The 10,933-nt window shown below is 55.5% G+C and carries 10 protein-coding genes, 4 tRNA genes and 1 rRNA gene; all 15 read right to left on the reverse strand.

The features are described 5' to 3' along the window. Window positions 1-53: 53 nt before the first annotated feature. Window positions 54-4,127 carry a DNA-directed RNA polymerase subunit beta gene (rpoB, locus tag HX786_RS09655; RefSeq protein WP_008436421.1) on the reverse strand — a complete coding sequence of 1,358 codons (4,074 nt, stop codon included), beginning with the start codon at window positions 4,125-4,127 and terminating at the stop codon, window positions 54-56. A 220-nt stretch (window positions 4,128-4,347) separates the two neighbouring features. Continuing rightward, on the reverse strand, window positions 4,348-4,713 hold the full coding sequence (gene rplL / locus HX786_RS09660; protein ID WP_003210093.1) for a 50S ribosomal protein L7/L12: 366 nt from the start codon (window positions 4,711-4,713) through the stop codon (window positions 4,348-4,350). Between the two features lie 78 nt (window positions 4,714-4,791). After that, the gene (rplJ, locus tag HX786_RS09665; RefSeq protein ID WP_003210095.1) at window positions 4,792-5,292 is read right to left on the reverse strand and encodes a 50S ribosomal protein L10; all 501 of its coding nucleotides are present in this window, start codon (window positions 5,290-5,292) and stop codon (window positions 4,792-4,794) included. A 198-nt stretch (window positions 5,293-5,490) separates the two neighbouring features. Continuing rightward, complete coding sequence (gene rplA, locus HX786_RS09670; protein WP_003176434.1) at window positions 5,491-6,186, reverse strand: 50S ribosomal protein L1; 696 nt, start codon at window positions 6,184-6,186, stop codon at window positions 5,491-5,493. Then, window positions 6,186-6,617: a 50S ribosomal protein L11 gene (gene rplK, locus HX786_RS09675; protein WP_003210097.1), complete on the reverse strand. Its 432-nt coding sequence runs from the start codon at window positions 6,615-6,617 to the stop codon at window positions 6,186-6,188. The genes rplA and rplK overlap by 1 nt, the downstream gene beginning before the upstream one ends. 117 nt (window positions 6,618-6,734) lie before the next feature. Then, the gene (gene nusG, locus HX786_RS09680) at window positions 6,735-7,268 is read right to left on the reverse strand and encodes a transcription termination/antitermination protein NusG (RefSeq protein ID WP_003176436.1); all 534 of its coding nucleotides are present in this window, start codon (window positions 7,266-7,268) and stop codon (window positions 6,735-6,737) included. A gap of 9 nt (window positions 7,269-7,277) precedes the next feature. Beyond that, on the reverse strand, window positions 7,278-7,646 hold the full coding sequence (gene secE, locus HX786_RS09685; RefSeq protein ID WP_178912000.1) for a preprotein translocase subunit SecE: 369 nt from the start codon (window positions 7,644-7,646) through the stop codon (window positions 7,278-7,280). A gap of 45 nt (window positions 7,647-7,691) precedes the next feature. Then, window positions 7,692-7,767: transfer RNA gene (locus HX786_RS09690), tRNA-Trp, on the reverse strand. Window positions 7,768-7,930: 163 nt separating this feature from the next. Then, window positions 7,931-8,006 (reverse strand) — tRNA-Thr (locus HX786_RS09695). 26 nt (window positions 8,007-8,032) lie between these two features. Then, window positions 8,033-8,106 (reverse strand) — tRNA-Gly (locus HX786_RS09700). A gap of 23 nt (window positions 8,107-8,129) precedes the next feature. Beyond that, window positions 8,130-8,214: transfer RNA gene (locus tag HX786_RS09705), tRNA-Tyr, on the reverse strand. 143 nt (window positions 8,215-8,357) lie between these two features. Then, window positions 8,358-8,804, reverse strand: coding sequence for a hypothetical protein (locus HX786_RS09710; RefSeq protein ID WP_003210101.1), 447 nt, complete (start codon window positions 8,802-8,804; stop codon window positions 8,358-8,360). 7 nt (window positions 8,805-8,811) lie between these two features. Next, window positions 8,812-9,561 carry a pantothenate kinase gene (locus HX786_RS09715; RefSeq protein ID WP_087692333.1) on the reverse strand — a complete coding sequence of 250 codons (750 nt, stop codon included), beginning with the start codon at window positions 9,559-9,561 and terminating at the stop codon, window positions 8,812-8,814. Then, window positions 9,551-10,510 carry a bifunctional biotin--[acetyl-CoA-carboxylase] ligase/biotin operon repressor BirA gene (gene birA, locus HX786_RS09720; RefSeq protein WP_003210105.1) on the reverse strand — a complete coding sequence of 320 codons (960 nt, stop codon included), beginning with the start codon at window positions 10,508-10,510 and terminating at the stop codon, window positions 9,551-9,553. Before birA ends, HX786_RS09715 begins: the two co-directional genes overlap by 11 nt. A gap of 167 nt (window positions 10,511-10,677) precedes the next feature. Then, window positions 10,678-10,793, reverse strand: a 5S ribosomal RNA gene (rrf, locus tag HX786_RS09725). Window positions 10,794-10,933 lie beyond the last annotated feature (140 nt).

A 10,933-nucleotide genomic window follows, 5' to 3' on the forward strand; every position in this document is an offset into this window, starting at 1 on the left:
CTGGCGGAGCAGAGAGCGGGCTAAACAGCCCCGCTCTCGATTCGCGTCACGTGTTATTCGGTTTCCAGATCGATATCGATGCCGAGGGAACGAATTTCTTTGATCAACACGTTGAAAGACTCGGGCATGCCCGGCTCCATACGGTGATCGCCGTCCACGATGTTTTTGTACATCTTGGTCCGACCGTTCACATCGTCCGACTTCACTGTGAGCATTTCTTGCAGAGTGTAAGCAGCACCGTATGCTTCCAGTGCCCAGACCTCCATCTCCCCGAAACGCTGACCACCGAACTGAGCCTTACCACCCAGCGGCTGCTGGGTAACCAGGCTGTACGAACCGGTAGAACGAGCGTGCATCTTGTCGTCTACCAAGTGGTTCAGCTTCAGCATGTACATGTAGCCAACAGTAACCGGGCGCTCAAACTTGTTGCCGGTACGGCCGTCGAACAGCTGCATCTGGCCGCTTTCTGGCAGGTCTGCCAGTTTCAGCATGGCCTTGATTTCGCTTTCCTTGGCACCGTCGAACACCGGGGTAGCCATTGGAACGCCGCCGCGCAGGTTCTTCGCCAGATCCAGGATTTCCTGGTCGGAGAAGGTGTCCAGCTCTTCGTTGCGACCGCCGATCTCGTTGTAGATCTCGTGCAGGAACTTGCGCAGGTCTGCGACCTTGCGCTGCTCTTCGATCATACGGTTGATCTTCTCGCCCAGACCTTTGGCCGCGAGGCCCAGGTGGGTTTCAAGGATCTGACCAACGTTCATACGCGAAGGTACGCCCAACGGGTTGAGGACGACATCGACCGGGGTGCCATTGGCATCGTGCGGCATGTCTTCAACCGGCATGATCACGGAGACCACACCTTTGTTACCGTGACGACCGGCCATCTTGTCGCCCGGCTGGATGCGGCGACGGATTGCCAGGTAAACCTTGACGATTTTCAGCACGCCTGGAGCCAGGTCATCGCCCTGCTGCAGCTTGCGCTTCTTGTCTTCGAACTTGTCGTCCAGCAGACGGCGACGATCGACGATGTAGGCCTGGGCCTTCTCGAGCTGCTCGTTCAGAGCATCTTCAGCCATGCGCAGTTTGAACCACTGCCCGTGCTCAAGACCGTCGAGTACTTCGTCGGTGATGTCCTGACCTTTCTTCAGACCTGCGCCGCCTTCAGCCTTGTGGCCTACCAGGGCGGAACGCAGACGTTCGAAGGTCGCGCCTTCAACGATACGGAACTCTTCGTTCAGATCCTTGCGGATCTCGTCGAGTTGGGTCTTCTCGATGGACAGCGCACGAGCATCACGCTCAACGCCGTCACGGGTGAAGACCTGTACGTCGATGACAGTGCCCTTGGTACCGGTAGGTACACGCAGGGAAGTGTCTTTAACGTCGCTGGCTTTTTCACCGAAGATGGCACGCAACAGCTTCTCTTCCGGAGTCAGTTGGGTCTCGCCTTTCGGAGTGACCTTACCTACCAGAATGTCGCCTGCGCCAACTTCAGCACCTACGTAAACGATACCGGCTTCGTCCAGCTTGTTCAGTGCAGCTTCACCCACGTTCGGGATGTCTGCAGTGATTTCCTCTGGCCCAAGCTTGGTGTCACGCGCCACACAGGTCAGTTCCTGAATGTGGATCGTGGTGAAGCGATCTTCCTGAACCACACGCTCGGACAGGCAGATGGAGTCTTCGAAGTTGTAACCGTTCCAGGCCATGAACGCGATGCGCATGTTCTGACCCAGTGCCAGCTCACCCATATCGGTGGACGGACCGTCTGCCATGATGTCGCTGCGCTGAACCCGATCACCCTTGCTGACCAGCGGACGCTGGTTGATGCAGGTGTTCTGGTTGGAGCGGGTGTATTTGGTCAGGTTGTAGATGTCGACACCGGCTTCGCCAGTTTCAACTTCGTCATCGGCAACACGAACCACGATACGGCTGGCATCAACGGAGTCGATCACGCCGCCACGACGAGCCACGACGCAAACGCCGGAGTCACGGGCTACGTTACGCTCCATGCCGGTACCTACCAGCGGCTTGTCAGCGCGCAGGGTCGGTACAGCTTGACGCTGCATGTTGGAACCCATCAACGCACGGTTGGCGTCATCGTGTTCCAGGAACGGGATCAGCGACGCTGCAACCGAAACTACCTGCTTCGGCGATACGTCCATCAAGGTGACGTCTTCCGGCGCCTTGACGGTGAACTCGTTCAAGTGACGAACAGCTACCAGCTCGTCGATCAGCATTTTCTTGTCGTTCATCGTGGCCGAAGCCTGAGCGATCACGTGATCAGCTTCTTCGATGGCGGACAGGAACACGATCTCGTCGGTGACCAGTGCGTCTTTCACCACGCGGTACGGGCTCTCGAGGAAGCCGTACTGGTTGGTGCGCGCATAGGCAGCCAGGGAGTTGATCAGGCCGATGTTCGGACCTTCCGGCGTTTCAATCGGGCATACACGACCGTAGTGAGTCGGGTGTACGTCACGGACTTCAAAGCCTGCACGCTCACGAGTCAGACCGCCCGGGCCCAGTGCGGAAACACGGCGCTTGTGGGTGATCTCGGAGAGCGGGTTGTTCTGGTCCATGAACTGCGAGAGCTGGCTGGAACCGAAGAACTCTTTCACCGCCGCAGCCACTGGCTTGGCGTTGATCAGGTCTTGCGGCATCAGGCCTTCGCTTTCGGCCATCGACAGACGCTCTTTGACCGCACGCTCAACACGTACCAGGCCAACGCGGAACTGGTTCTCGGCCATTTCGCCTACGCAGCGAACACGACGGTTACCCAGGTGGTCGATGTCATCGACGATGCCTTTGCCGTTACGGATGTCGACCAGGGTCTTCAGTACCGCGACGATGTCTTCCTTGCACAGCACGCCCGAACCTTCGATCTCGGTACGACCGATACGACGGTTGAACTTCATCCGGCCGACCGCAGACAGGTCATAGCGCTCAGGGCTGAAGAACAGGTTGTTGAACAGGGTCTCGGCAGCGTCTTTGGTTGGTGGCTCGCCAGGACGCATCATGCGATAGATCTCGACCAGCGCTTCCAATTGGTTGCTGGTGGAGTCGATCTTCAGGGTGTCGGAGACAAACGGGCCGCAGTCGATGTCGTTGGTGTACAGGGTCTCGATGCGAACAACCTGGGACTTGGCGATTTTCGCCAGGATCTCGGTGTTCAGCTCGGTGTTGCATTCAGCCAGGATTTCGCCGGTGGCCGGGTGCACGATGACCTTGGCGGTGGTGCGACCCAGGACGTAGTCCAGAGGCACTTCCAGCGTCTTGATACCGGCTTTTTCGATCTGGTTGATGTGGCGCGCGGTAATACGACGGCCGGCTTCAACGATGACCTTGCCTTTGTCGTCCTGGATGTCCAGAACGGCAATCTCACCACGCAGGCGCTGAGGCACCAGTTCCAGGCTGAGGGTTTCGCCGCTCAGGTGGAATACGTTAGTGGTGTAGAAAGCGTCCAGCACTTGCTCAGTGGTATAGCCGAGCGCGCGCAGCAGTACCGAGGCCGGCAGCTTGCGACGACGGTCGATACGCACGAACACGCAGTCTTTCGGGTCGAACTCGAAGTCCAACCACGAACCGCGGTACGGAATGATCCGCGCGGAGTACAGGAGCTTGCCGGAGCTGTGCGTCTTGCCGCGGTCGTGGTCAAAGAACACGCCCGGGGAACGGTGCAGCTGGGAAACGATAACGCGCTCGGTACCGTTGATAACGAAGGTACCGTTCTCAGTCATCAGGGGGATTTCACCCATGTAGACTTCTTGCTCTTTGATGTCCTTGATCGCTTTGTTCGACGACTCTTTGTCGAAGATGATCAGACGGACTTTTACCCGCAAAGGTACGGCGTACGTAACACCGCGCAACACGCATTCTTTGACATCAAATGCCGGTTCGCCCAGGCGATAACCGACGTACTCCAGCGCAGCATTGCCGGAGTAGCTGATGATCGGGAAAACGGATTTGAAGGCCGCATGCAGGCCCACGTCGCGGAACTGATCTTTGGTCGCTCCCGCCTGCAAGAATTCACGATACGAATCCAGCTGGATAGCCAGAAGGTACGGGACATCCATGACGTCCGGCAACTTGCTAAAGTCCTTGCGGATACGTTTTTTCTCAGTATATGAGTAAGCCATCAGCGTTCCCCAGCTTGGTCACCTGCTTGTTTGGCCCCTCCCGACGGGAGCAGCCAGAAAATCTTGCAAACCCCATGGTTTGCGCCACCGCATCGGGTGGTTACAGCGCGTTATAGGCGACGACCGAGTCGATTGCCAATAACGGAAAAAGGCCGGTGGCAAGAGCCACCAGCCATCAGCCTTCAGCTTAACGCTTGGGCTGGAGACGCAAGGTCGATGCTTACTTCAGCTCGACTTTAGCGCCTGCTTCTTCCAGCACTGCTTTAGCTTTGTCAGCTGCGTCTTTCGACACTGCTTCCAGAACCTGGGCAGGGGCGCCGTCAACTACTGCCTTGGCTTCTTTCAGGCCCAGACCGGTCAGTTCACGTACTGCCTTGATCACGTTTACTTTCTTCTCGCCAGCTTCCAGCAGCATGACGTTGAATTCGGTTTGCTCTTCAGCAGCAACAGCGGCAACAGCTGGGCCAGCCGAAGCAGCGGCAGCGGAAACACCGAATTTTTCTTCGAAAGCTTTGATCAGCTCAACAACCTGCAGAACCGACATTTCAGCTACGGCGTTGAGGATATCGTCTTGGGAGATAGACATTGCTGTAATTCCTGAATTGGGGGACGGCCTACGCGGCCATCGAAATAAACAAAAATACGCGAGAGGAGATGCTCAGCCTTAGGCTGCGGCAGCTTCTTTTTGCTCGCGAACTGCGGCCAGAGTACGAGCCAACTTGCTGGTAGCGCCTTGAATCACGCTCATCAGCTGAGAAATAGCTTCGTTACGGGTCGGCAGTGTTGCCAGTACGTCGATTTGGTTAGCTGCGAGGAACTTGCCCTCGAACGCAGCTGCCTTGATCTCGAACTTATCCTGACCCTTGGCGAATTCCTTGAACAAACGGGCAGCAGCGCCAGGATGTTCCTTGGAGAACGCAATCAGGGTCGGGCCAGTGAACACGTCGTTGAGGACACTGTATTCAGTGTCAGCAACAGCGCGCTTGAGCAGGGTGTTACGTACAACACGTACGTATACGCCAGCTTCACGAGCCTCTTTACGGAGTCCGGTCATAGCGCTTACTGTCACACCACGGGCATCAGCCACGACAGCGGACAGAGCAGCTTTGGCAGCCTCGTTGACTTCAGCGACGATGGCCTTCTTGTCTTCGAGATTAATTGCCACGGGTTTAACTCCTGCTTGTTACCGTTTCATCTGGCCTGGGCCGGATGTCGTTTTGGTGTCTGATTCGGTAAGGAACCGGGAGCACCATCTGCGTAGGCTTGTGGTTTAAGACTTGCGTCGCCTACGGTCTTGGATAGCCCCCGCCAGGCAGGGACCCCAATCTTTCAATTGGCGCAATTACTTGCGCCAATTTGTGTCTTATACGTCCAGCGAGCCTTGGTCGATGACCAGACCTGGGCCCATAGTGGTGCTCAGGGTAACGCGCTTGACGTAGATACCTTTCGAGGAAGCTGGCTTGATACGCTTCAGATCAGCGATCAGGGCTTCAACGTTTTCCTTCAGCTTGACGGCATCAAAGCCAACTTTGCCAACGGAGGTGTGAATGATGCCGTTTTTGTCGGTGCGATAACGAACCTGACCAGCCTTGGCGTTTTTAACCGCGGTAGCTACGTCTGGAGTCACGGTGCCGACTTTAGGGTTAGGCATCAGACCACGTGGACCAAGGATCTGACCCAGCTGACCTACAACGCGCATTGCATCCGGGGAAGCAATTACGACGTCATAGTTCAGGTCGCCGCCTTTCATTTCGGCAGCCAGGTCGTCCATGCCAACGCGATCGGCGCCGGCGGCCAGAGCAGCTTCAGCTGCTGGGCCTTGGGTGAAGACAGCTACACGTACAGTCTTGCCAGTACCGTGTGGCAGCACAGTAGCGCTACGAACGACCTGGTCGGATTTACGTGGGTCAACGCCCAGGTTTACAGCAACGTCAACAGACTCGCTGAACTTGACAGTCGACAGCTCGGTCAGCAGAGCAGCAGCGTCTACAAAATTGTAGGACTTGCCCGCTTCGATTTTGCCGGCGATAGCCTTTTGGCGCTTGGTCAGCTTAGCCATTACACACCCTCCACGTTAAGGCCCATGCTACGAGCAGAACCGGCGATGGTACGCACGGCTGCATCCATATCAGCTGCAGTCAGATCCGCGTTTTTGGTTTTCGCGATTTCTTCCAGCTGAGCACGGGTCACGGTGCCAACCTTAACGGTGTTAGGACGAGCGGAACCGCTAGTCAGACCAGCAGCTTTCTTCAACAGAACCGAAGCCGGGGTCGACTTGGTTTCGAAGGTGAAGCTACGGTCGCTGTATACAGTGATGATCACTGGAGTCGGCAGACCTGGCTCAATACCCTGAGTACGGGCGTTGAAGGCCTTGCAGAATTCCATGATGTTCACGCCGTGCTGACCCAGAGCAGGACCAACAGGTGGGCTTGGGTTGGCCTGAGCGGCCTTCACTTGCAGCTTGATGTAAGCGGTAATCTTCTTGGCCATGAGGCACTCCAATTACGGGTTCGAACGCCTCGAAAGGCTCCCCGGTTACTTGCGCGTTTATCCCAGTGACGACAAAACCCCACAGCCTAAGGCTGCGGGGTTGGGATGCTTGCTCAGCTAGACTTTTTCGACCTGGCTGAACTCTAGCTCTACCGGAGTAGAGCGACCGAAAATGAGCACTGCCACTTGGATCCGGCTCTTTTCGTAGTTAACTTCTTCGACGGTGCCGTTAAAATCAGCGAACGGACCATCTGTGACACGAACAACCTCACCCGGCTCGAACAACGTCTTCGGCTTGGGCTTGTCGCTACCATCAGCAACGCGACGCAGAATTGCTTCTGCTTCTTTGTCAGTGATCGGAGCAGGCTTATCAGCGGTACCGCCGATGAAACCCATGACGCGAGGAGTGTCCTTGACCAAGTGCCAAGTACCCTCATTCATGTCCATTTGAACCAGCACGTAGCCAGGGAAGAACTTACGTTCGCTTTTGCGTTTCTGGCCATTACGCATTTCAACCACTTCTTCAGTGGGAACCAGAATTTCGCCGAAGCCATCTTCCATGCCTGCCAGCTTTACGCGCTCTAGCAAAGAGCGCATGACATGCTTCTCGTAACCCGAGTAAGCATGCACAACGTACCAACGCTTAGCCACGGGACACCCTTAGCCAACAATCAAGGAAACAAGCCAGCCGAGCAGGGAATCAAGCCCCCACAACAGCAACGCCATAACCAGAACAACAGCTACCACGATCAACGTGGTCTGCGTGGTTTCTTGGCGAGTCGGCCAAACGACTTTACGGATCTCGGTACGAGCTTCCTTCACCAGGACCGCAAACGACTTGCCTTTTGCAGTCTGCAGGCCAACAAAGGCAGCAACAGCAGCAAGGACGAGCAATGCGAGGACACGGTACAGGATTGGCGACCCAGAGTAGTACTGGTTGCCAACAACGCCTACAACCACAACAGCGACTACTACAAGCCACTTGAGCAGATCGAAGCGAGAGCCTTGAGCTTCAGCCTTAGGAGTCATCTATGAAGATCCTGTGAAAAGAAAGCCAGACACACCAAGTGAATCTGGCAGGTCAGGAGGGAATCGAACCCCCAACCTACGGTTTTGGAGACCGTCGCTCTGCCAATTGAGCTACTGACCTAAAACAAAATCAGGCCGACAATTATGCCGATCTGAAAAAGACTTTACAACAACAAACCCCTGCAGACCTGAAACCCACCCAAACAAAACAGCGAGAGAGGGCATATTCAACCGGAGGTAGCTGTTAAAACAAAGGCAGATATTTTCATATCTGCCTTGTTATATGGAGCTCTTGAGCGGATTTGAACCGCTGACCTCACCCTTACCAAGGGTGTGCTCTACCAACTGAGCTACAAGAGCGAAACAACTTGCACAACCTGCAAACTTGGAGCGGGTAGCGGGAATCGAACCCGCATCATCAGCTTGGAAGGCTGAGGTTCTACCACTAAACTATACCCGCGGAGCTTGCAGCTCACGCTAAAATGGTGGAGGGGGAAGGATTCGAACCTTCGAAGTCGTAGACGTCAGATTTACAGTCTGATCCCTTTGGCCGCTCGGGAACCCCTCCTAAGCGAGCCGGCATTCTACATCATGCCAGCCTTCTGTCAAGCATTTTCTCATTAAAAAATATGAGGTTAGCTGCATTGACCTTCGCTTCACCCTGTCGACCTAGAAGGTCTTCACTGCGAAGCGGGCGCCATTCTATGCAAACTATTCGAAGGTTGCAATGCCTTCGCACGGCATTATTTTATGTTTTAACTCATTGAATTCATTAGCAAGGTTTTCAAAGGGCAGATCATCGGCCAGACGCCTGCTTTCAGGGGCCACTCGCAGCCAGTATCCCGACGCATCAGGCAGGTTCAGAGACTGCAGCCTGACCTTGATATCCAGGCTCGTGAGGCGCTGCTCAACGGATTGAGCCTCTTTCTGATCAGGCAAACCGCCGATATACAAGCACATCGCCTGCGCATCAGGCGCTTTTGCCCTGTCTCGCCGAACCATCGCATCAGCCGATTCGCTCAACAGGCGGATATCTTGCTGAGAACCACGATAGAGAGCCAAAGGCGTGACATCTTTAGCGCGCAGAGGGGCCTCCTGCTGATGCCAGATGTAATAGAAGACATTGAGGACCAGCAAAAGCAGAAACAGCCAACGCATAAAAACCTCAGGACAAAGGGCACGCCATCGCCAAGCCAACAAAAACCAGATCAGGGACAAGCCTACCGTGAGGCACAGCGTCAGCCACGAGCTCAGCGTCCCCACCGGTAAGGAAGACGGTAAAATCGCTCCCCCAATAGCTTCGAGCCAACTCCAGCTGGGTCAACACAAAACCCCTCAGCATGAGCGTACAGCCGCGCTCTACCGCCTCCACAGTTGTGCGCCCTGGAGAGAGCGCCTCAAGAGCCCGTTCAGCGGCGATATCGTCATAGCGTATTTTGCGGGTATGTGTTCGAAGCTGATTACGCATCAGCGGCATCCCCGGACAAATGAAACCGCCGAGATGCTCACCGTCTGCGGAAATGAAGTCTGCTGTTGCGGCGGTGCCAAAATCGAGCACCAGGCACGCGCCCGACGCCAGCTGAAACCCACCCAGCATCGCGAGCCAACGATCCAGTCCCAGGCGCTCGAAATCTTCGTACCCGTTCCGCACCCCACCCATCTGCCTCGCCGAAGCAGCACACAGCACCTTGACGCCAAATGCCTCGACCAGGGTAGCGACCAGTTGACTCGTCTCATCCGAAGCGCGAACACTCACCAGCCGGCAGTCTTTTAACGCGAGCCCCGTGAGCGCGAACAGGCTGTCGATCAGCGAGGCATCCGACCCAACGACACCTTCGGCAAAGATACGAGCCTTATCCGACTCAAGTACCCGCCATTTGATAAAGCTATTCCCACAGTCGAGCTCAAGAATCATCACGCAACCTCAGGCTTAGCTCACCACCGCTATATACTTTCTCAACACCATCCACGCTCAACCGCAATGCACCTTGCCCATCGACCCCCAGCACCACGCCGTCAATCTGGTTCACGCCCGCGATGAGCGATACAGGCCGGCCCTGCCATAAATGGCTTTGCTCCCACTCACCCTGAATTGCCGAAAAGCCAGATGCCTGGTGACGCTCAAGATAAGCCTGCAACTGCACTCCAAGACGCGCTACCAGGTAGTTGCGATCAACAGCACTGCCGCTCTCCAACTGTACGGAGCTCCATTGCTGATCGACCTCATCCGCCTTCTGCATGTTCACGTTGATGCCGATACCAATAACGACGTGACAGACGTCAGCGGGATCCCCGACCAGTTCCAGGAGAATTCCGGCGATTTTTTTCTGCCCGACCAAAACGTCATTTGGCCACTTCAACCCTGCACCACGAACACCCGCGTCGCGCAGCGCCTGCATAACTGCAAGTCCGACCACCAGGCTTAGCCCTTCCAACTGACGCATGCCGCCTTCGATCCGCATCACAAGGCTGTAGTAGACGTTTTGAGCGAAAGGACTGACCCACTTTCGTCCGCGCCTTCCCCTGCCTGCAGTTTGCTGTTCTGAAAGCACAAGAAATGGCGCAGTGCGACCCGATTCAATCAGCCGCAATGCCTCGGCATTGGTAGAGTCAATGGAGTCAGAGATATGAACAGGCCATGCAGGAACAGGTACATGCCGAGCTATTTCATCGGCACTTAACAGTATCAGGGGCGCAGCCAACTGATACCCCCTGCCGCGCACTTTATGGATAGGTAGACCCAATTCCGCCTCGAGATGCTGAAGCTGCTTCCATACAGCACTGCGACTGACACCCAAGGCAGCACCGAGCGCCTCCCCGGAGTGGAATCGACCATCTTTTAGAAGTTTCAACAACGTCAGCATGCAGGTCTCGCCTCACAATGAGGCACGCATGATAGCCATGCATTAGGCCATTGCATAGAAAGGCAGGACGTTAGCATTGAAGATGCTTGAAATTCGACCGCCCAAATTTTCCGACCGCCAAAACAAAACCCCTGACTGCATAAGCAATCAGGGGTTCTGGAATTTAATCTTGACGATGACCTACTCTCACATGGGGAAACCCCACACTACCATCGGCGATGCATCGTTTCACTGCTGAGTTCGGGATGGGATCAGGTGGTTCCAATGCTCTATGGTCGTCAAGAAATTCGGGTACTGAGTCGTGGCCAGCTGGCCTCGCTTCAGCAAATTGGGTATGTGATAGCTTTCGGTGTTTTGCAAGATCTCGAACTTTCGGTTCGTTTCGTCTTCACACACCGCAATCTGGTCTCTTCGACGCAAATT

The organism is Pseudomonas sp. 21615526 (genome assembly GCF_013386245.1).
In the GTDB taxonomy this organism is placed as follows: Bacteria; Pseudomonadota; Gammaproteobacteria; order Pseudomonadales; family Pseudomonadaceae; genus Aquipseudomonas.

Coding starts and splice junctions, on each gene's coding strand:
- rpoB (WP_008436421.1), bottom strand. CDS start 4,127: ATGGCTTACTCATATACTGAGAAAAAACGTATCCGCAAGGACTTTAGC.
- rplL (WP_003210093.1), bottom strand. CDS start 4,713: ATGTCTATCTCCCAAGACGATATCCTCAACGCCGTAGCTGAAATGTCG.
- rplA (WP_003176434.1), bottom strand. CDS start 6,186: ATGGCTAAGCTGACCAAGCGCCAAAAGGCTATCGCCGGCAAAATCGAA.
- rplK (WP_003210097.1), bottom strand. CDS start 6,617: ATGGCCAAGAAGATTACCGCTTACATCAAGCTGCAAGTGAAGGCCGCT.
- secE (WP_178912000.1), bottom strand. CDS start 7,646: ATGACTCCTAAGGCTGAAGCTCAAGGCTCTCGCTTCGATCTGCTCAAG.
- HX786_RS09710 (WP_003210101.1), bottom strand. CDS start 8,804: ATGCGTTGGCTGTTTCTGCTTTTGCTGGTCCTCAATGTCTTCTATTAC.
- HX786_RS09715 (WP_087692333.1), bottom strand. CDS start 9,561: ATGATTCTTGAGCTCGACTGTGGGAATAGCTTTATCAAATGGCGGGTA.
- birA (WP_003210105.1), bottom strand. CDS start 10,510: ATGCTGACGTTGTTGAAACTTCTAAAAGATGGTCGATTCCACTCCGGG.